Origin of the sequence: Corynebacterium sp. HMSC063A05 (genome assembly GCF_001809695.1) — a bacterium.
Lineage (GTDB): Bacteria > Actinomycetota > Actinomycetes > Mycobacteriales > Mycobacteriaceae > Corynebacterium > Corynebacterium amycolatum.
Genome location: NZ_KV798496.1, coordinates 110,800 through 131,184, shown reverse-complemented (window position 1 = coordinate 131,184; position 20,385 = coordinate 110,800). Strand labels below are relative to the sequence as shown.

Below are 20,385 nucleotides of genomic sequence, written 5' to 3'. Positions count from 1 at the left end.
AACACGGGTTCAAATCCCGTACGGGGTACAAAGATATACAAAGCACAAGCCTTCGCCCGTGATTGGGTGGAGGCTTTTTGCTTTTCGTACTTGTGCCCCTACATTGCCTACCCCTCCACCGCGGCACTGGATTTCCACAGTCCTAGTATCGAACCTATGAAACATTCAAAACTCGTTTGTATTGGTCTCGGTCATGTCGGTTCGTATGTCCTGACATATGCCATGGAATCCGGGCTGTTCGCTGAGATTGCCACAATTGACACAGCAGCAAGTGTCGCGCATGGCGAGGCTCTGGACCAATCCCAGTCCACTGGTGTTCCCGGCACGGACTATGTCAATGTGCATGCTGGCGACTACAGCGATTGCGCCGACGCGGATATGATTATCGTCGCTGCTGGTGCGTCCATTCTCCCGGACCCGGACGACCCGGATTCCCGTCCGGACCGTGCTGGATTGGCCAAGCTCAGCGGGGAAGTTGTTCGCGATGTCATGCCGGGAATCGTGAAGCATACGCTCGATGCGATTGTCCTCTTTATTACTAATCCGCTCGATGCGGTGGTGCACTTGGCACATACCGAGTTCGATTATCCCGCGGAAAAACTCTTTGGCACCGGCACGATGCTAGATTCGGCCCGACTGCGGTGGGTAGTTGCCAAGCAGCTGGGAATTGACCCAAAGTCAGTGACTGGCTACATGATGGGTGAGCATGGTCTTACTGCCGTACCGATTCTGTCCACGCTGAACGTGCAAGGTGTGAGGTGGACAGAACTGGAAAAATGGCATGGCACGCCGCTGCCTTCACCGCAAGAAATTCAAGATGCCGTAGTCGGGGCAGCTTACGATGTTCTCAATGCCAAGGGCTGGACTAATGCCGGTGTTGCACGCTCCGCTTTGGAAATTGCCCGCGCGGTGATGCTGGATCAAAACAGCGTCCACCCGGTGTGTACACGCTTGGATGGTGAATACGGGTTGCCGGATGTCTCGCTGTCGATGCCAGCAGTGATTGGCCGAGGTGGAATTATTCGCCGTATGTCGCCACAGCTAAACAGCTGGGAGCTGGAGCGACTGCGTGAATCTGCTCAGTACATCTTGAGCACCGTCGAGAACATGTAGAAGAAATTATGTAGATTCCACTTTTGCCGAAATAACACGGGGAAGTACTTTGCGCTCCTAAAATATTGGCATGAATTCGGCCAAGTCCACCTATGTCCCGGAGTTAACCAGTATCCGTGCAATCGGCGCATTCGGCGTCCTGCTCACGCATGCCGCGTTCTGGACTGGACATTACACGGACGATTGGTGGGGACGTCTCAACGGTCGATTCGAAATTGGTGTCACCATCTTCTTTGTGCTCAGCGCGTTTCTGCTTACAGGACGTTGGCTCGGTTCGCCTGACGACGTCCCCGCGAAACCGCCTAGCCTGAGGAAATACTTCATCAGTCGTGCCAAGCGAGTCCTGCCGGCCTATTGGATTGTGGTCACTGCGGCATTCCTCATCCACGCCGCAGACGACCCGCCACCGGCCGGTGGCGGTCTGCAAGGCTGGCTGCGGTCGATGTCTTTTACTCAGACTCTCCAATTCGGCTGGATTCACCCGGGCTTGCCGCAGATGTGGTCGATGGTGGTGGAAGTCGGCTTCTACTTGGTATTGCCGCTGGTGGGGCTTGCCATCTGGACGGTTACAAAGGGGCGGCTGCGCCCCGGTCCGACGCTGGCCATCATTATTGGTTTTGGCCTCATTGGCCCGGTCTGGACTGTGCTGTCGCACCAGGAAAACCTGCTGCCGGTGGTGGCACGGCTGTGGCCGATGGCGTATTTTGACTGGTTCGCTATCGGTATGCTGCTGGCCTATGGGCGAAAGGTTGGCTGGCGCGTTAATTTGGCTGCAAGTTGGCTGATAGCGCTAGCGCTGTTTTTCCTATCCACGACCACGCATGTGGGGCCAGCAACCTTGGTGCCGGATGATGTCGATCAGGCGTTGTGGAAGACCACATTGTACGGCCTATCCGCTGGTGCATTCGTGGCCCCGATTGCACTGGGTACGGAGGTAAGGTGGCTTCGTCATCCAGCCTTGATGTGGTTGGGAGAGGTCTCATACGAGTTCTTCCTCGTCCACGTGCTGGTCATGGACTGGGTGATGACGTTGATGGGCTATCAGACCTTCCAAGGCTCGATGTTGGCAGTGGCAATCGTCACCGCTGCCTTTGCCCTGCCACTGTCGTGGCTGCTGCGCCGCATCACTGATGTGCTTACGCGGAGGCCAGGGCCTGCGAGCCCGTGGGCTACCTACCGATCGTCGTCGTCAAGCGGTCCGAGCTCAGCGACGAGCACTTCCTGCGCGACCTTCATCGCGGACAGAGCGGCCGGTGCGCCGCAGTAGCCGGAAGCGTGGACGATGGCTTCGGTGATCTCGGTGCGGGTCAGGCCGTTGGCGAGGGCACCCTTGATGTGGCCGCGCAGCTCTTCGGTGGCGCGCAGAGCGACGAGCATTCCAATGTTGAGCAGGGAGCGATCACGCTTGGCCAGGCCTTCACGGCTCCAGACGGAGCCCCAGACGGTGGCCGTGATGTGCTTCTGCAGGGTCTCTCCGTCGGAACCAGCGTTGCGGGCGAGGGCGGCATCGACGAATTCGTCGCCCATTACCTCGCGGCGAATTTGGATGCCGGCATCATAGCGGTCGGAGGAAAAGAGTTCATCATTGGGATTGCTCATGCTTGCTAAGTATAGGACTTGCAATGCGGATAAATTCCGAAATGTCCCCGCTAGTTTCGCTGCCGCGACGCATGACGGCGCTGAGGTTGCGGGTGAAGCGGGTGTCAGTGGGGACAATGACGATGCGCCCAAGTGTTACCTGATCGCGGATTGCGCCACGGGCGATGATTGTTGGCGCTGCCAGCGCAATCATGCCGGCGCGCTGTGCTGAAAGGGAACCGAATTCGCCGGCGGGCTCGGTGAGAGTGCCGAGCGTATCTTCCACCACCTGCCGGCTGCCGGAACCGGGTTCGCGAATAACAAGCGGGGTAGTGCGCAGTTCCTCGGTGGATATTGCATTATGCACCGCAGCCCGCTCAGTCCACGGATGCCCCGTCGGCACGGCGAGGACCAGTTCGTCGGTGCCGATGATCCGTTCTTCGAGGTCGTGTCGACCAGCCTCGCCCTCTACCAGGCCGAAGTCCACCGCACTGTTGGCCACTAGTTGTCGCACCTCACGGGAGTTTGCCTGCACCATCGACAGTTTGACTGCGGGATGTTGCCGGTGGAACTCGGCGGCCCAGCCGGGGTAGTAGAGCTCAGCGACAGTGTTGGACACCGCAAGGGTGAGGTGGCGGGGAACATCGTCGGAACGCAAGCTGGCGGCAATGCCCGAAAACCTGTGGCAGGCGGCGAGGAGGTCTGGGAGGGCGTCGATAAGCACTTGCCCGTTTTCCGTGGGAGATACGCCGTAGGGGGAGCGTTCGAAGACGGTGATTCCCAGCGCTTTTTCCGCCCGCGCGATGCGTGCGGACATGGTCTGCTGATTGATGCCTAGCTCACGCGCGGCCTTGGAGATCGAGCCTGCACGGGCGGCGGTGAGAAGTGCTTCGAGTTCGGCCACAGCGGAGGGGTACATGCATTTATGGTACCCCTCACAGAGTTTGGTGATAGCTGTAGCTGTGGCAAGAACAAATACGGTATGAGCATGACCAACTCTTCTCGCCGTGATGTGCTGGCACCCGCCGGGCCCGCGTGGGCAGGATCTCTGATGGGTACGTCCATCTTCGCCACGCTTGCGCACATCCATGACGTGCCGGTGATTCCGGAGCTTCTTCTCGTCATGGCGGTGGGCATTCTCGGTTTTATCGTGGTCGGCTGGTTGCGTCTTCGAAACCCGCCTTTCCGCTCGAAGCTGATGGCGCCGTGGGGCATGCTCTCGATGGGCATCATGGCTCTCGGTAGTGCTGCGACTGCGCTAGCTAGTAACTCATCGTGGCAGCTGGTGTCCTGGTGGATCGGTGCGCCGTTGGCAATCTACGTCAGCCTTCGCCAACTGCGAGGATTCGAAGGCGAACCAACTTTTCAGTGGGGCCTCGCGCTGGTTGCCCCGATGGTGGCGGCGACAAGCGGTGCACAGTTGAGTATCGACTACGGCACCTTTTATCACGTCTGCGGGCAAATATTCTTCTGGATGGCGCTAATCACCGTCCTACCAATTTTCGTACGCTGCTACGTCGCGCTGCTCTCTGGCACCATGCGCATCCCCGATTCCATCGCCGGTACTGCATGGATCCCGCTCGGGCTGGTCGGTCAGTCGACGGCTGCCGCGCAGCTGCTTTTCGATCGGACCTTCGCTGTCGCTTACGGCGCTGTGGTGCTCATTGTCGGCATCTTCCTCGCTGCCATTGCTTTACGACGATTCACTCGCGCCGTAATCCGTTGGGCCGGCTATAGCCCTGGTTGGTGGGGTGCAACCTTCCCCGTGGGCACGCTGAGCCTTGGTACGCACATGCTGGGCGACACCGTTGGAGCGCAGTGGCTGTACACCGTCAGTGGTGTGCTGTTGTGTTTACTGGCTGTGCACTGGAGCGCGTGCGTGGCTCGATTTGTTTGGTGGGCGCGGGAGCAGGCAGTACGGATTTAGAGTTCAACGTGTTAAACTCCTCTTAATGAAACTGATTGGCAAGAAGGGGAGAATGGGCGATTCCGCGATAGTGCGCTTGTATGATGTCGATGTATCAGCTGGCGATTTGAATGTACTCCACATCGACAAACTTGATGTTTTTCCAAAGGACATTATCGCGGTGATGGGACAGTCCGGATCCGGAAAGACGTCACTACTTCGCACATTAAGCCAACAAGGTCTGCGTACCAGCTTTATTATGCAAGACACCTTGGCGTGCCTTAATCCTCTTGTGCGCTGCGATAGGCAAGTACGAATTCTTGCGCGTAATAGTGGTTTCGATGCGCTCGAAGCTTGTGGTATTTCCCGAGAACAGGCTCATCGCTATCCCATGGAGTTGTCCGGAGGTCAGCGTCAGCGTGTCGCAATTGCGGCGGCGCTGGCAATGAAACCGTCTCCTTCGCTGCTGCTTGCCGACGAACCTACCTCCTCGCTGGATCCGATTGCGACTCTAGAGGTAGTAGGCGCGTTGCGGAAGCTGCATGAGCGCACGCAAACAGCCATTGTTATTGCCACCCACGACGAGCGAGTAGCGCGAAAGATCGCTACACGAATCCTCTATTTGGAGAGTGGCACTGTGCAAGAGCGAGTCTGCGCATGATCAGTATCGATGGAGTTACTTGCAAAGGTAGGCTCCTCGATGTCACTCTCACGATTCCGCAGGGAAGTGTGATTGGCATCATGGGGCGATCAGGGGCGGGCAAGAGTAGCCTAATCAGTCTCTTGACAGGTCAGTTGTGTCCTGACAGTGGCACGGTCACTATGGCACAGGGGCCAATTGGCTATATTCCGCAGAACCCAGATGCCACGTTATTGCCACATCGACCGGTAATCGACAGCATTTGTGAGTTTGCAACTGGAGATGTTCGAGCGATGTTGGAATCTCTGGGACTCAATCCGGAATTTGCGTATCGACGACCCCATGAGCTCTCTGGTGGTCAGCGACAGCGAATGGCAATTGCGCGTGCGCTCATTGGTAAACCTGAACTTATTATTGCCGATGAGGCGTTTTCTGCTCTGGACAGGGATACCGCTGCCATGTTGGAAGAGGTGCTCCTCAGCACTGAGGCGACGGTACTGCTGGTATCTCATGACATAAGCAGCTTGTTGCGATTGTGTAATCACATAATTGTCATGTCAGCAGGAGAAGCGGTCTTTAGCGGCCCGGTTGGAGAGCTCCATAAGACCGATATTCCTGAAGTTGTTGAGCTTCTGTCGGCTGCAGAGGAGCTAGCGTCGTGAAGCAGTTGCCCAAAAAGATTCAAGCACTGTTGATTACGCAGCTGCTTTTCAACATCGGTTTTTACCTCGTTGTCCCGTTCATTGCCGTCGAGCTCTCGAATAATTTGGGTGCCAGCGGTGTCGTGGTTGGTCTGGTGCTCGGTGTACGAACCTTTAGCCAACAGGGAATGTTCTTCCTCGGCGGCGGTCTTGCCGATCGTTTCGGGGCAATCAAGGTGTTGCTCGTTGGAGTTGCGCTTCGCGTTGTAGGTTTCCTGGTAACTGGACTGGCAACCTCTGTGCCAATGGTGTTTCTTGGCGTTGTCCTCATTGGCTTTGCGGCAGCACTGTTCTCGCCTGCAGTTGAGTCCTTGCTGGCCGGTGGGGGTGCCGAACTCGAGAAACAAGGAGTGTGTACACGGGCACAACTCTTTGCGCTTGACGAAAGCTATTCCCGTTTGGGCTCACTCACCGGCCCCGTGATTGGTGCGCTGCTGATCCCGATCGGTTTTTCAGTTGTCTCCTTTGCCGGCGCAGCCATCTTTGCCGGCATTTTTGTCATGCATCTGCTGCTAGCACGGAGATGGGAAGGTGTACATTCAGCTGGTGGCAGTATGACCGCTGCGTGGGGGCGAATCCTTCGCAATCGAGCGTTCATTGTGTTTGCGGTGTTCTACTCGACTTATTTGCTCGCCTATAACCAGCAGTATTTGGCTCTTCCGGTAGAACTGCGTCGCGCCACAGGCAGCGATGAATACCTGAGCTGGTTCTTTGTCATCTCAGCGGTATTTGTTATCGGGCTGCAAACCACCGTGACTAAGTGGGCCGAGAAATTGCCATTAGGGGCTGCTATCGGTGGCGGTTTTGGCCTGATGGCGTTTGCCTTCGCCATCATTGCGGTCTGCGCACCTATCCGCATGGAGGGATGGTGGGCCTTCGCGCCGGCAGTGACAATGCTGCTAGTGATGCATCTCGGAATGATGATTGCAGTTCCGATAGCCAAAGACCTCGTCGGAAAACTAACCGGGAATAGGGACCTCGGTTCTGCATACGGTTTTCTCAACAGCTTCGGTGGACTCGCCGTTTTAATGGGGTCGATTGTGGTTGGCGCCACCCTGGATTGGGCCGAGACCCCACAGTTGTTGGCAGCAGCGCCGTGGGCAATCATGACCGTTTTATTGCTGATATCAGCCGTGGGGTTAATCAAGCTGAGACAGCAGCACTAGACAACATCAAACAACTATTCAAAATCCACCTAGACACTTGCGAAAGAGAAGTAGCCTTATGAATCGAAAAATTGGCCTAATTCTGGCCACTGCGGCTTTGCCGTTCGCGTTGACCTCCTGCTTTGCGCAGGGCAGCGGTGATGCGGATGCGCTGCGCGTAGCCCTGCAATTCGAACCGGTTGCAGAGTTCTCGCCATACTCCGATGACGCAGTCCTGTCGACCCGCGCAGGTGCCACGGAAATGCTTGTGGCGATTGATGACGAGGGCACCGTTAAGCCCGAACTGGCAGAGAAGTGGGAAGTGAAAGATGCTCGCACCGTTGTATTCACTCTGCCGGATGGATTGACTTTTCACGATGGAGCGCCAGTCGATGCACAGGCCGTAGCTAATTCGCTTACACATGCCATTGATGCGCCGACGAGGCCAAAGGGACTCGGCAAGGACCGACTTCAGGCTACCGCGACGGGAGACCGAGAGGTTACCGTCACTTCGGATAAAGATGATCCAATTCTGGTGAAGCGCTTTGCCGACCCGGGAACTATGGTTCTCTCACCCGCAGCATTTGAAGGGGACGCGCCTGATCCCTTTGGGCATGGTACAGGTCCGTTTGAGCTCGAGACGAAGAATCCAGACGGTACCGTATCCGCACGTGCATTCGCCGACTACCGGAATGGTAAGCCGGAAACTGAGACTCTGACATTGTCTTTCATTGGGGATTCCACAGCTCGTACGAATGCACTGCGCGCAGATGAACAAGACCTGGTGAAGGGGTTGCCAATCTCATCGCTTGGCGGCCTCGATGACGTCGACGTGTCCAAGGTGGATTTACCTCGTGTCAATCTCCTGCATTTTAATACCGAAAAAGGCGTGTTTGCCGACGCCGCACTGCGTAAGGAAGTAGCCGCTGCAATCGATCCCGAACCGGTGGTTAGGGACATTTTTGAAGCTCAAGCGGTGAATCCGAAGGGGGCGATTTTCAATCGTTCAGCCCCGTGGGCGGCAACAACTCCTGAGACCACTGTCAAGCCGGGGCCGGATGGCAAGGGGAAGGAAATCCGCTTGGCTACGTGGGATTCCCGCGCGGAGCTGCCCGAGGTTGCCAATCTCGTCGCAGATCAGCTGCGCAAGATGGGATTCACAGTCGACATCACGGTAGCCGACTACAACTCTTTGGAAGCCGACATGCTCGAGGGGAACTTTGATGTCATCATCGGCTCCCGTAATTACATGCTCGGTGCGGCTGATCCAATCAGCTTCCTACAATCCGACTTCACCTGTGAGAGCTCTTATAACCTCTCGCAGCTGTGTAACCAGACCATAGATGCCGATATTGAGAAGGCCGCTGAGCTTGGCAACGATGAGGAGCGCCTGTCGGCAGCAGCTCGAATCGGCGCGGAAATTGTTGCTGATGGTGCAGTAGTTCCGCTGTCTCATGAAAAATCACTAATCGGTGCGAAGAATGTTCGTGGTATCGCACTCGATCCGATGGAGCGCCACCTGATCACAGAGAAGACGGCTAAGTGATTCGGAAAGCTTTCGCGGTAGTTGCCTCAGTTGTGGGACTTCTCGTCCTCACGGCCCTGTTGCCGTGGTTGACAGGACGGGAACCCGCATACGCCGTTCTGCGTGCCCGTGAGCGGGAACGGGAGATAACACCGGAGCTTATTGAGGCTGTTCGCAGAGAATATGGCCTGCCGACAACGCCTTGGGAGTCACTCCAGCAGTGGACGACAAATATTCTTCACGGTGATTTTGGCACCTCGTGGGTAACCGGACAAGATGCTTTCGCTCAGGCCGTGAACGGCTTCGGTATTACGTTCGCATTGACTGCGACTTCCATGGCGTTGTGCGTCTTCGTTGCGCTGGCGCTCGTACTTCCGCGGATTGCGGGGATGCGAGCCGGGAAATGGACACCTAGCGTGCTAGCGGTTCTCGCCGCACTGCCAAACTTTGTGGTGGCGGTCTTGCTGTTGTGGTGGTTGGCTGTTGAACTGCGGATGTTTTCGGTAAGCGGTTGGGCATCACCTGCGCATATGGTGCTGCCAGTGCTGGCAATTGGCCTGCCCGCCGCGGGACTCTATGGGCGCGTGCTGCTGATTTCAGCTGATACTGCGTTGGCAGAGCCCTGGGTAGAATCTTGGCGCACCAATGGCGTTCCAAAATCAACAATTATTCGATTTGTCACTTGGCGTAGCCTGCTGCCGACACTGTCACAGTTGACGCTGTTCTTTGCGGGCACGTTATCAGCCACCGCAGCAATTGAGGTCACCTTTCATTTGCCGGGCTTTGGGCGCAACGTAGTTGCGGCTGCTACTGCGGGCGATATTCCTGTTCTGCAAGCTGCGGTGACTGTGGTGTTGGGAATCGGCATAATCTGTGGATTCGTGGCTCAGGCAATACGGGGACAGTATGCGCGGAAGCTGCGAGGAAGCATCGCCACTGTTGGCCGGCCTACAGGAGGTCGACGTTTCTGGAGTCTCATCCTGTCGATTATTCCTATCGTGCTAATTGCGCTGGGAGTCCCCCGCAGCGCGGATATCGACTCTGCGCAACGCTTCTTTTCACCGTCCTGGCAACACCCACTGGGGACCGATCAACTTGGTCGTGACATTTGGGCGCGGCTTGCCGACGGCATCGGCGCCACTATCGGAACTGCAATCCTGGTGACCGTAGTGTGCGCACTCATCGCCCTTGTGATTGGGCATCTAGGGGCGCCAGTGCAGTTCTTCGGAGACGCCATGAATGCGGTACCCGCAATATTGCTGGGCCTTATTCTGGCTGGTGTGTTGGGCCGCTCGATGCTGACAGCTGCGATAGCGGTGTTCTTGGTCGGGTGGATTCCACTTGCTGTACATTGCGTCGAAGTTGCTAACGAAGCCGCTGCATCCGGGCACTACCGATTTGCGCAAACCATGGGAGCCAGCCGTTGGCACCTTTTGAAGCTGCATGTTCTTCCCACGACCATTCCAGCAGTAGTTCGCCATGCCGTGACCAGGATTGCCCATAATGCTATAGCCCTTGCAGCACTCGGCTTCCTCGGCGTAGGCGCAGGTGTAGGCAGTCCAGATTGGGGCGTAATCCTCAACGAATCCACACAATATCTCGAGCGGGCGCCGTGGCTAGCGTGGGGGCCGATGATTGGACTAGCCAGCCTCGGTGTTGCCGCAACCATTGCTACCGACCGATTCGTCGGCAAGCGACAGACTAATTAGCCCAGCTCTACCCGCCCGTTGCGGTTCTGGTCTTCTCGTGGCGCAATACCCAGCGCGGCGGCGGGGAACAGGGCCGTGACGGCAAACAGCGCGGGGAAGCCCGCAGCGGCCACAATCGCACCCGAAACCGGAGGCGTTGCAGCGTAGATAATGTTCTGGAACGTGTTCTGCGTACCCATAGCGCGTCCGGACCAGAAGGGACCTGCGTATTCAGCAACTGCGGTGAAAGCAAGACCATTCGGGCTGACCACAGCAACGGCCAGTGCGCAGACCAGCAAAGTTCCAAGCGTGCGCCAATCAGCCCAGCTGGTAATCATCATTGCGACAGCCAAAACAAAGGTCGCACCCGAGACCCAGCGGTAGGGGCGGATGCGGGATCGCACTCGGTCGGAGACCACACCCATCAATGCTCGCGATCCGGCACCGAGCAGCTGCGACACCATCACAATTGTGCCCGCCGTGCCATCGGCATAACCCACGGACAACAGCCACACGAGAATGTAGGCGCCCATCATCGACTGCGGCCAGGACAGCAGTGCCGAGGCGATGTGGATGCGCACGAGGTACTTGCCGTCCCGGTAGGGGCTGGCCGTGACGGTGGGGTTCGAGGCATCAGGGCGTGGGGGATTCTTCACGCCTATCAGTACAAGCAACGCCAGCACGGTGCACAGGATTGCGGGCATCGCGAGTGCGACTCCGATGCTGTAATTCTGTGCGAGCGGGTGCAGGGTGACTGCGGACAACGCCGCTCCGAGGGGCTGAGCCATTTGGCGAATGCCCATCGCAGTGCCGCGCTGATGCGGTGGGTACCAGCCCGACACCACGCGGCCGGATGCTGAGTTCACGCTCGCCGCCGCACATCCGGCGAGGAAGAGTGTGGCCCCGAGCAGGGCCGGGCTTGACGACGAAGCTAGCGCCGCAAGCCCCGTCGTTAAGGCAGTAGAGGTCAGGCCGGCGAACAGAGCTGCGCGTTCGCCATAGCGGTCGACAAACCAGCCCCAGGCGATGAGCGTGAAGACAATACCGGCCGCCGGCATTGCTGCGACGAGGCCGGCGGCGGAGAGGCTTAAGCCGTTTTCCTGTAGGGATGGGATGAGAAAAGGCACACCCATGTGAACGACGGACGAACCGACCGCCGCGAACATGGACAGAAGAAGGACAAGGTGACGGTAAGCGGGCATTACAGTCGGGAGCTCATCTCTTCAGCGGCGCCGAGAACCTTTGCGCCCCAGCATTCGTAGGGCGACGGAGTCATGCGCTCCACGGGGCCGGAGACGGATAGGACTGCAATCATGCGCTGGTTGCTGTCGAAAACCGGGGCGGAGACGGAGGCAAGTGCGGGGTCGCGCTCACCCATGGACTCGGACCAGCCGAGACGTCGGCAGTCGTCGAGGTCCTGTTGGTTGAAGTCGGCGTCGGGAAGCATTCGCTCAGCGAGGTTGGCCGGGCCAAAGGCCAGGAGAACACGTGCGGCGGAGCCGGCGGTTAGCGGCATGCGAGAGCCAACTGGCACGGTGTTACGCAGCCCGGTGGCGGGCTCCATGGAGGCAATACAGGTGCGGGTGTCGCCGGTGAGCCGGTAGAGCTGCACTGACTCGCCGGTGACCTCTACCAGCTTCGGCAGGATGTGCGCTGCGGCGTCGGCAAGCAGGTCAGTGGTGACAGGCGTGATCTCGGTGAGCCCGGGGCCCGTCGTCCAGCGGCCGTCCGGCGTGCGGGTGACAAGGCGGTGCACTTCCAACGCCGTGGCCAGCCGATGGGCGGTTGCGCGGGGCAGCCCGGTGTCCTCGCAGAGCTCGGCGAGGGTGCGAGGAGTTTCTGCAACGGACTTGAGAATGAGTACCGAACGATCGAGAACTTTAATGCCACTTAGAGCTGGCGTCTCGGATGTGCTAATCTGTCCCATGCCATGATATTAACATCTCATACTTTGAGATAAAAGCGATATATCCGGAAGGCGGCTCACCCACTATGCGCACCACGGACACTAGCCCGAAGACTCTGGCCGAGAAAGTCTGGCGTGACCACGTTGTCAAGCAAGGCGAAAACGGCGAACCAGATCTGATTTATATCGATCTGCACCTCGTCCACGAGGTTACCTCGCCGCAGGCTTTTGATGGCCTCCGTCTGGCAGGGCGCAAGGTGCGCCGCCCGGATCTGACCATCGCAACCGAGGACCACAACGTTCCGACGACTGTAGCCGGTGGCCAGATTGATTTAATTGAGGAACCGACCTCTCGCACCCAGATTGCCACATTGCGCAAGAATGCCGAAGAGTTCGGAATCCGCCTGCATCCGATGGGCGACCGTGAACAGGGCATCGTGCACGTTGTCGGTCCGCAGCTGGGCCTGACTCAACCGGGCACCACCGTTGTCTGTGGTGACTCCCACACTGCAACGCACGGTGCTTTCGGCGCGATGGCCTTTGGTATCGGTACTTCCGAAGTTGAGCACGTTCTGGCTACCCAGACCCTGCCACTGAAGCCTTTTAAGACCATGGCGGTCAATGTCACCGGCGAGCTGCAGGATGGTGTTACCGCCAAGGACCTGATTCTGGCGATTATCGCCAAGATTGGTACCGGTGGTGGCCAGGGCCATGTTATCGAGTACCGTGGCGAGGCCATCGAGAAGCTGTCGATGGAAGCCCGCATGACCATCTGCAACATGTCCATCGAGGCCGGTGCCCGCGCCGGCATGATCGCTCCAGACGAAACCACCTTCGAGTACCTGAAAGGCCGCCCGCACGCGCCGCAGGGCGAGCAGTGGGACGAGGCGGTCGAGTACTGGAAGTCCCTGGTTACCGACGAGGATGCAGAGTTCGACAAGGTCGTCGAAATCGACGGTTCCGCGCTGACTCCATTCGTTACCTGGGGTACCAACCCGGGCCAGGGCGTGCCGCTGGGGGAGACCGTGCCGGATCCGGAGTTCATCGCCGAGGACTCCGACCGCATCGCCGCCGAGCGCGCACTAGAGTACATGGATCTGAAGCCGGGCACCCCGATGCGCGATGTCAAGGTCAACGTGGTCTTCGTAGGTTCCTGCACCAACGGCCGCATCGAGGACATGCGCGCCGTCGCCGACGTGCTGAAGGACCGCAAGGTTGCCGACGGCGTCCAGATGCTCATCGTGCCGGGCTCCGCAAAGGTCCGCACGCAGGCTGAGGAAGAGGGACTGGGCAAGATCTTCGAAGAGGCAGGCGCTGAATGGCGTATGCCAGGCTGTTCCATGTGCCTTGGCATGAACCCGGACCAGCTGACCCCGGGCCAGCGTTGCGCTTCGACCTCCAACCGCAACTTCGAAGGTCGCCAAGGTAAGGGTGGTCGTACCCACCTGGTCAGCCCGGCTGTCGCCGCAGCTACCGCCGTCGCCGGTCACTTCGCAGCGCCGGCTGATCTCTAACCGCCGATCTTTGTACAACAGCCCCAAGCAGAACTTCTAAGGACCTTTCACCATGGAAAAGTTTGATACTCACACCGGCGTCGGCGTTCCCCTGCAGCGATCCAACGTCGACACCGACCAGATCATCCCGGCCGTCTACCTAAAGCGCGTCACCCGCACCGGATTTGAGGATGGCCTGTTCAGCAACTGGCGCAACAACGAATCCGACTTCGTGCTCAACCGCCCGGAATATGCCAAGGGCTCCATCCTCGTAGCAGGGCCGGACTTCGGTACCGGTTCCTCCCGTGAGCACGCCGTGTGGGCGCTGATGGACTACGGCTTCCGCGTCGTCATCTCATCCCGCTTCGCCGATATCTTCCGCGGTAATGCCGGCAAGGCGGGCCTGCTCGCCGCACAGATGCAGCAGTCTGATGTCGAGCTGCTGTGGAAGTTGCTCGAGGCCAACCCGGGCATGGAGCTCACCGTCAACCTGGAGACCCGCACCGTCGAGGCCGGCGAGCAGGTCTTCCCATTCGAGGTCGATGACTACACTCGCTGGCGTCTGATGGAAGGGCTTGACGACGTCTCCCTGACCCTGCGCAACGAAGCGGACATTGTGGCCTACGAGAAGAGTCGTCCGGCCCACAAGCCGAAGACGATGTAGGTCAAAAATGCTCTAGTCCAATCCGCGGTAGGCGTTAAACTTGCCGTATGTATCTGGCAATCACTAAACACTCTCGGCTAGGTGAATCTTCGCCTGGTGAATCGGCACGCGATTTGGGATTTATTTTGCGAAAGCATCCCGATCGCGTGCATGAGGCCGAGTTAAAGTTCGGTGTTGCCCGCGTCTTTTTCCCCACTGCAACCGATGCCGAATGCACGGCAGCCCTCTGGGTTGATATTGACCGCGATGAGTTGCTGAAACTCAAGCAGTACCGTGCCGATACGTTCAATCTGACCGGCTACATTAATGATCGGCAGTGGGCTGCGTCATCGCTTTTGACTGTGGCGTTGAAGTCGGTCTTCTCCACGGCGATGGTCATGGAAAAGACTTCGCCTTACGACGAAACCCCAAGCGATCTCACCGCGACAGTCGCGGCGGTACCCGGCACCGAGGAAGAAATCCGTGCTTTGTTTGAGCCATTGGGGTGGAAGGTCACCTGCGATTTCTTCAACAACATTGCCGGGCAGAAGTTCTCACCGACGGTGACCCTCACAGGTCGAGCAACCGTTCGTGATTTGCTCAATCACCTGTATATTCTGCTTCCCGTCCTCGACGGTGGGAAACACTATTGGGTTGATGACCGGGAAATCGACAAGCTGGCCGCGCGCGCCCAGGACTGGCTGCCGGAGCACCCGCAGCGGGAGAAAATCCTAAAGCGCTACCTTGCCGATCAAAAAGGCCTGGTCAACGAAGCCGTCGTGAAGCTTGCCGGGGAAGCTGGTGCAATCGAACTGGCCAGCGGTGACCAGACAGCCAAGCCGCTCAATCGACAGCGTCAAGACCGAGTCCTGCGTGAGGTATTTAGACTGCGCCCGCGCAGCGTGGTGGACATCGGCTGTGGTTCCGGCGTGTTGCTCGGGCCGTTGCTGGAGAATCCGCGAATCGCGCAGATCGTTGGCACTGATGTCTCTGTAGGGGAGCTTCGTAAGGCGCACAAGGCGCTGAACCTAGATCGCATGCCGGAGCGCCAAGCTGCGCGGGTAGAGCTTTTCCAATCCTCGGTCACCTATGCCGACGAGCGCATTGCGAACATGGACGTGGCAATCCTGATGGAGGTCATTGAGCATGTTGATGCCGATCGGCTGCCCGCGCTGGAGAACAACGTTTTCGGGCTTGCCAGGCCGCAGTATGTCATCGTCACGACGCCGAACAGTGACTACAACGCGTGCTATCCAAACCTAGCGCCCGGACAGTTCCGACACCTTGATCACCGCTTCGAGTTCAGCCGCGTGGAATTTCGCCAGTGGGCGAAGGGCGTGGCCGAGAAGTTCGGTTATCTGGTGGACTTTGACGGTATTGGGGACGTGCACGAAACTTACGGCCAACCGACCCAAATGGCGGTCTTTTCCTTCGACTTCACCGCAGCAGAGGAGAGCTAATTATGAGTACCATCTCGCTTCCTAACCTCAGCTTGGTCATGCTGGTCGGTGTCTCTGGCGCCGGAAAGTCGACTTTTGCGGCACGACACTTCGGCCCATTTGAAGTCGTATCCTCGGATACCTGTCGCGGCATTGTTTCCAACGATCCGAATAACCAGGCGGCGACGGCGCCTGCTTTTGAACTGCTGGAGACAATCGTCGGCACGCGCCTGGAAGCCGGATTGCTTACTGTTGTTGATGCGACGAATGTGAAACCGCAGGACCGTGCCCGGTTGGTGAAGCTGGCGCGCAGCCACCATGCTCTGAGTGCTGCCATCGTTTTGAACCTTCCGCTGGCGGAGGTGAAGGAGCGGCACAGGCAGCGCACTGACCGCAATTTCGGAGTAGAGGTGTTGGAGCGCCAGCACCGTGATCTGCGCCGAGGACTCAAGCACCTGAGGCGCGAGAAGATTCACAACGTTTTCATCTTGAATTCCGCGACGGAAATTGAAGAGGTCACCATTGAACGTGTTCCGCTCAAGGTCAACCGCAGCGACCTCCACGGTCCGTTCGACATCATCGGCGACGTCCACGGCTGCTTCGATGAGTTGACCGAACTGCTGGCAAAACTTGGCTATCAGCTCTCGGCAGATGGAAGCGATGCTCATCACCCCGATGGTCGCACGGCCATTTTTGTTGGTGACCTTGTCGATCGCGGCCCTAATAGTCCAGCCGTCTTGAAACTGGTCATGGGAATGGTCGCTGCCGGTAATGCCCTCTGCGTGCCCGGAAACCATGACTCTAAGTTGGTGCGCGCCCTCGACGGTCACAACGTCACCACTGGACATGGGCTGGCCGAAACGCTCACTCAGCTCGCCGACGAAAGTGAGGAGTTCCGGAAGGACGTCCGTGAATTCATCGACCACCTGCCCGTGCACTACGTGCTTGATGACGGCGCCCTGGTCGTAGCCCACGCGGGACTGCCTGAGCACCTCCATGGCAGAGCCTCCGGAAAGGTCCGTGAGTTCGCGCTCTACGGTGCGACTACTGGCAAGCTCGATGAAAATGGCCTGCCAGAACGTCTGGATTGGGCAGCGGACTACCGCGGTGCCACCCGTGTTGTCTATGGCCACATGGAAGCGGACCGTCTGCGCTGGATCAATAACACCATGTGCATCGACACCGGTTGTGTATTCGGCGGTAAGCTCTCTGCGCTGCGCTATCCCGAGCTAGAGACCGTGCAGGTTGATGCGAAGCAAACCTGGTGGGAGGCCCCATCTCGCAGCACCAACAATCGCCCGGAGTCCGAACTGCGCATCACTGACGTGTTAGACGTCGATGGTATCCAGACCGGCCGGCATGGCCGCATCCGCATTGATAGTGACCGCGCGGCTGCAGCGCTGGAAACTATCAGCCGTTTCACGCTCGCACCGGAGAAAATTCCGTACCTGCCACCGACAATGTCACCGGCGCCGACCTCGCAGCGAGAGGGATTCCTGGAACACCCGGAGGAGGCATTCCGCTACTACGCAGTGCACACTGACCAGGTCATTTGTCAGGAAAAGCACATGGGTTCCCGAGCTGTGCTGTGCTTGATTCGACCCGGGACAAAGACTCGTTTCGGTGCTCACTCGTACGCCTACACCCGGACGGGCCGCGCCTTCTTCGACGGTAAGAATCCCGCACTCGACGAAATGACCAAGGCGGCAGTTCGCGCCGGGCTTTTTGACCAATTCGGCAATTGGATCCTGCTCGACGGCGAAATGCTGCCCTGGAATCTCAAGGCACAGGGGCTTATCGACGAGATCTATGCACCCACTGCTGCCGCTGGTATCGGTGCAGCGACACACCTCGCGGCAGCGCTGCAGGCGGCAACCGACAGGGGAGTAGAGGTCGGTGGTCCTGCGCCAGAGCAGATTCTGGACGAGCTCGAGAAGTTCCGTGCTGCCTACAACCGGTATGTCGACAGTGACAAGAAGATTCAGTTCGCACCTTTCCAAGTGCTGGCAAGTGAGGATGCCACCTGGCACCACAAGCCCCACTCATGGCACTTGGATATCGCGAACCAGCTAGTAGCAGCTGACAGTGAGATCTACCGGCTGACGCGCTGCTTTGTCCTCGACCCCAGTGACCCGGAACAGGTGGAGGCCGCATCGCAGTGGTGGTTGCAGCTGACAGAGTCGGGCGGGGAAGGGGCCGTCGTCAAGCCGATGGAAAACGCCGCAGTGGACCGGCAGGTACAGCCCGGCATAAAGGTGCGGGGACGGAAGTATCTGCGCATGATTTATGGGCATGACTACCTGCACCCGCAGCGTCAAGAGCGGTTGAAGCGGCGAAATCTGCAGCACAAGCAGTCATCGGCGCTACGCGAATATGCCCTCGGCATCGAGTCGCTGGAGCGACTAGCGGCGGGCGAGCCTCTGCATCGGATCCATGTTCCTGTCTTCGGCGTGTTGGCGCTGGAGTCAGAACCGATGGATCCGAGGTTGTAGGGGGTTACTTCACCGGCAGCGCCGAGGCGTAGTAATCAGCCGTGGTCATCACACCGTCGTTGAAGCCGAGTACCCAGGCCGAGCCCTTCTTGCACAGGATTTCCTCGTCGAAGGGCAGGGTGCCCTCGGCGGACCAAGCGGCCAACAGGTCAGGGATGGTGATGCCCTGAGAGCAGACCACGCTGACTCCGCCTAGCGCGACAATGTCCTCGAAGGCCTTCTTGGACTCGACCTGGTTGGCAATCCAGTGTTCGTCGCCAAGCCGTTCGTCGACTGTGACCTGCATGCCCAGCTCTGCGGCGAGTGGCGCGACGGTGTCCTGGCAACGCACGGGCTCGGCGGAGTAGACGCGCTCGGGGCGGAAACCCTCCAGCGCAGAGACGAGCAGTTCCGCTTGACGACGTCCCTTCTTATCCAGCGGCCGCAGTGCATCATTGCCGTTCCAGTTGGTGCGGCGGTGCGCACGCCCATGGCGAACCAGAATGAGACGGGTGTCCGGTTCCTTGTTCATGCGCTTGCGGGCCTTGACCAGCACGTCGCGGTCGAGATCGTAGGACAGCAGCTCCTCGGCTTCGTCCCAGGAGACCCAGCGAAGCTCATTGACCTCGGAGTTCTGCTCGAAGTCGCCGTCGAGCACCTCAGCGGTCCAGTACCAGACCAACTTCGTGCGTCCAGCGACAGGGTAGGAGACGTTGCCGACCAGCTTGCCCAACCGGACTCGGTAGCCTGTTTCTTCCCAGATCTCGCGGACAGCGGTGGCAATCAGGTTCTCACCGGCGTCGAGCTTTCCCTTCGGCAGCGACCAGTCGTCGTAAGAAGGACGGTGAATTACGCAGATTTCAGGGTTGTGGACATCGCCTCGCCACAGAACCGCGCCGGCCGCAAAGGTCGGCTTGGTGACATCCTGACCTGGCTTCGTCGGAATCTGGCGCAGGCGACCGGTCACGGAGGTATCGCCCTTGAGGTCCTTGTCCTCTTCGTGCATCATCGTGAATTCCCTTTCAATCCTTTGTCGCCGACCTAGTTTAGTATCGCAGTGTGAGAACGTCTCGCTAGACTTGTTGGAGATTAGAGACTAACGGAGGAAGGTCGCGGCGATGGTGCAGGTTTCAGTGATGGGCGCGGGGTCGTGGGGCACGACGCTCGCCAAGGTTTTTGCTGATGCGGGCAATCCTGTACGGCTGTGGTCGCGACGTGCAGAGCAGGCACAGCGTATTCAGATCAGCCGCGAAAACCACGACTACCTACCTGGGCTGGGACTGCCGCGAAACATTGAAGCCACCTCGGATGCAGAGGCCGCGCTGAAGGGCGCGGATGTGGTGGTGCTGGGCGTGCCCTCGCAGACCCTGCGTGACAATCTCAAGGTCTGGAAGGACTTCATCGGACCGGAGACGATTCTGCTCAGCCTGGCGAAGGGCGTGGAGCGTGAGACACATCTGCGCATGAGTGAGGTCATCGCTGAGGTCACAGACCTGCCAGCAGAGCGTATTGCGGTGCTATCGGGCCCGAACCTCGCCCGCGAAGTTGCGATGGAGCAGCCAGCGGCAACGGTCATTGCTTGCGCTGATGAGAACAACGCCAAGATGATTCAGGCGGCAGTCGCCACTAATTACTTCCGTCCCTACACCAACACCGATGTGATTGGCTGCGAAATCGGCGGTGCCTGCAAAAACGTCATTGCGTTGGCCTGCGGTATGGCCTCTGGGCAGGGCTTGGGTGAGAACACGTTGGCAACCATCATCACCCGTGGTCTGGCGGAAATCACACGTTTGGGCGACGCGGTTGGCGCAGAGGATAAGACCTTCGCGGGTCTAGCCGGTCTCGGCGACTTGGTGGCCACCTGTTCCTCACCACTGTCGCGTAACCGCACCTTCGGTGACCGTCTCGGTCGCGGTGACACGATGGAGCAGGCGCAGCACGCTACGCGTGGTCAGGTGGCTGAGGGTGTGATTTCTTCAATCTCGGTCCGTGACCTCGCTCGCCGCAATGGCGTGGAAATGCCAATTACTGAGGCCGTTTACGCTGTCTGCCACGAAGGCGCGAAGGTCGATGAGACAATTCGTAAGCTGATGGGGCGCAGCCGCAAGTCGGAATAACCAATAATGCAGGGGCGGGG

Annotated in this window: 18 protein-coding genes; 13 read left to right on the top strand and 5 right to left on the bottom strand. The window is 58.7% G+C overall.

All coding sequences use genetic code 11. From position 1 onward, the window contains the following. Positions 1-156: 156 nt before the first annotated feature. Both HMPREF2651_RS02340 and HMPREF2651_RS02335 read left to right on the top strand, forming a co-directional pair. A complete protein-coding gene (locus HMPREF2651_RS02340) occupies positions 157-1,113 on the top strand; it encodes a lactate/malate family dehydrogenase (RefSeq protein ID WP_049181558.1) in 957 nt (318 codons plus the stop codon). A gap of 70 nt (positions 1,114-1,183) precedes the next feature. Further along, complete coding sequence (locus tag HMPREF2651_RS02335) at positions 1,184-2,380, top strand: acyltransferase family protein (RefSeq protein WP_239663070.1); 1,197 nt, start codon at positions 1,184-1,186, stop codon at positions 2,378-2,380. Here HMPREF2651_RS02335 and HMPREF2651_RS02330 read toward each other — a convergent pair. Together HMPREF2651_RS02330 and HMPREF2651_RS02325 are read right to left on the bottom strand one after the other, a co-directional pair. Next, complete coding sequence (locus tag HMPREF2651_RS02330; protein ID WP_038628584.1) at positions 2,287-2,712, bottom strand: carboxymuconolactone decarboxylase family protein; 426 nt, start codon at positions 2,710-2,712, stop codon at positions 2,287-2,289. The genes HMPREF2651_RS02335 and HMPREF2651_RS02330 overlap by 94 nt on opposite strands. After that, positions 2,696-3,610, bottom strand: a complete 915-nt coding sequence (locus tag HMPREF2651_RS02325) for a LysR family transcriptional regulator (RefSeq protein WP_038628586.1) — start codon at positions 3,608-3,610, stop codon at positions 2,696-2,698. The genes HMPREF2651_RS02330 and HMPREF2651_RS02325 overlap by 17 nt, the downstream gene beginning before the upstream one ends. A gap of 69 nt (positions 3,611-3,679) precedes the next feature. Between HMPREF2651_RS02325 and HMPREF2651_RS02320 the strand changes: the two genes are divergently transcribed. The 6 genes from HMPREF2651_RS02320 to HMPREF2651_RS02295 are packed head-to-tail and all read left to right on the top strand — an operon-like array spanning position 3,680 to position 10,317. Beyond that, complete coding sequence (locus HMPREF2651_RS02320; RefSeq protein WP_235191247.1) at positions 3,680-4,618, top strand: TDT family transporter; 939 nt, start codon at positions 3,680-3,682, stop codon at positions 4,616-4,618. A 25-nt stretch (positions 4,619-4,643) separates the two neighbouring features. Next, on the top strand, positions 4,644-5,258 hold the full coding sequence (locus tag HMPREF2651_RS02315; RefSeq protein WP_239663071.1) for an ATP-binding cassette domain-containing protein: 615 nt from the start codon (positions 4,644-4,646) through the stop codon (positions 5,256-5,258). Further along, positions 5,255-5,899: an ABC transporter ATP-binding protein gene (locus tag HMPREF2651_RS02310; RefSeq protein WP_049181559.1), complete on the top strand. Its 645-nt coding sequence runs from the start codon at positions 5,255-5,257 to the stop codon at positions 5,897-5,899. The genes HMPREF2651_RS02315 and HMPREF2651_RS02310 overlap by 4 nt, the downstream gene beginning before the upstream one ends. Next, positions 5,896-7,104 (top strand): MFS transporter, encoded by a 1,209-nt coding sequence (locus HMPREF2651_RS02305; protein ID WP_049181560.1) that lies wholly within the window; start codon positions 5,896-5,898, stop codon positions 7,102-7,104. Before HMPREF2651_RS02310 ends, HMPREF2651_RS02305 begins: the two co-directional genes overlap by 4 nt. 58 nt (positions 7,105-7,162) lie before the next feature. Continuing rightward, positions 7,163-8,629: an ABC transporter substrate-binding protein gene (locus HMPREF2651_RS02300; protein WP_038628592.1), complete on the top strand. Its 1,467-nt coding sequence runs from the start codon at positions 7,163-7,165 to the stop codon at positions 8,627-8,629. Next, positions 8,626-10,317 (top strand): ABC transporter permease subunit, encoded by a 1,692-nt coding sequence (locus tag HMPREF2651_RS02295; protein ID WP_049181561.1) that lies wholly within the window; start codon positions 8,626-8,628, stop codon positions 10,315-10,317. The genes HMPREF2651_RS02300 and HMPREF2651_RS02295 overlap by 4 nt, the downstream gene beginning before the upstream one ends. Here HMPREF2651_RS02295 and HMPREF2651_RS02290 read toward each other — a convergent pair. Continuing rightward, positions 10,314-11,498, bottom strand: a complete 1,185-nt coding sequence (locus HMPREF2651_RS02290) for an MFS transporter (RefSeq protein ID WP_038628596.1) — start codon at positions 11,496-11,498, stop codon at positions 10,314-10,316. The two genes, HMPREF2651_RS02295 and HMPREF2651_RS02290, sit on opposite strands and share 4 nt — an antisense overlap. Further along, positions 11,498-12,223 (bottom strand): IclR family transcriptional regulator, encoded by a 726-nt coding sequence (locus HMPREF2651_RS02285; RefSeq protein WP_038628598.1) that lies wholly within the window; start codon positions 12,221-12,223, stop codon positions 11,498-11,500. The genes HMPREF2651_RS02290 and HMPREF2651_RS02285 overlap by 1 nt, the downstream gene beginning before the upstream one ends. Before the next feature lie 65 nt (positions 12,224-12,288). On the opposite strand from HMPREF2651_RS02285, the gene leuC reads away from it, so the two are divergent. From leuC to HMPREF2651_RS02265, 4 genes are read left to right on the top strand one after another with little or no spacing between them, the layout of a single operon-like run. Further along, the gene (gene leuC / locus HMPREF2651_RS02280; protein WP_049181563.1) at positions 12,289-13,716 is read left to right on the top strand and encodes a 3-isopropylmalate dehydratase large subunit; all 1,428 of its coding nucleotides are present in this window, start codon (positions 12,289-12,291) and stop codon (positions 13,714-13,716) included. Between the two features lie 52 nt (positions 13,717-13,768). Continuing rightward, entirely contained in the window at positions 13,769-14,359 is a 591-nt protein-coding gene (leuD, locus tag HMPREF2651_RS02275; protein ID WP_038628602.1) for a 3-isopropylmalate dehydratase small subunit, read from the top strand. A 47-nt stretch (positions 14,360-14,406) separates the two neighbouring features. Then, on the top strand, positions 14,407-15,798 hold the full coding sequence (locus tag HMPREF2651_RS02270; RefSeq protein ID WP_038628604.1) for a 3' terminal RNA ribose 2'-O-methyltransferase Hen1: 1,392 nt from the start codon (positions 14,407-14,409) through the stop codon (positions 15,796-15,798). A gap of 2 nt (positions 15,799-15,800) precedes the next feature. Beyond that, positions 15,801-18,269 carry a polynucleotide kinase-phosphatase gene (locus HMPREF2651_RS02265; protein ID WP_070585962.1) on the top strand — a complete coding sequence of 823 codons (2,469 nt, stop codon included), beginning with the start codon at positions 15,801-15,803 and terminating at the stop codon, positions 18,267-18,269. A 4-nt stretch (positions 18,270-18,273) separates the two neighbouring features. Here HMPREF2651_RS02265 and HMPREF2651_RS02260 read toward each other — a convergent pair whose 3' ends face one another. Continuing rightward, positions 18,274-19,254 carry an NUDIX hydrolase gene (locus HMPREF2651_RS02260; RefSeq protein WP_191622296.1) on the bottom strand — a complete coding sequence of 327 codons (981 nt, stop codon included), beginning with the start codon at positions 19,252-19,254 and terminating at the stop codon, positions 18,274-18,276. Positions 19,255-19,366: 112 nt separating this feature from the next. On the opposite strand from HMPREF2651_RS02260, the gene HMPREF2651_RS02255 reads away from it, so the two are divergent. Continuing rightward, positions 19,367-20,365 (top strand): NAD(P)H-dependent glycerol-3-phosphate dehydrogenase, encoded by a 999-nt coding sequence (locus HMPREF2651_RS02255; protein WP_038628610.1) that lies wholly within the window; start codon positions 19,367-19,369, stop codon positions 20,363-20,365. Positions 20,366-20,385: the final 20 nt, after the last annotated feature.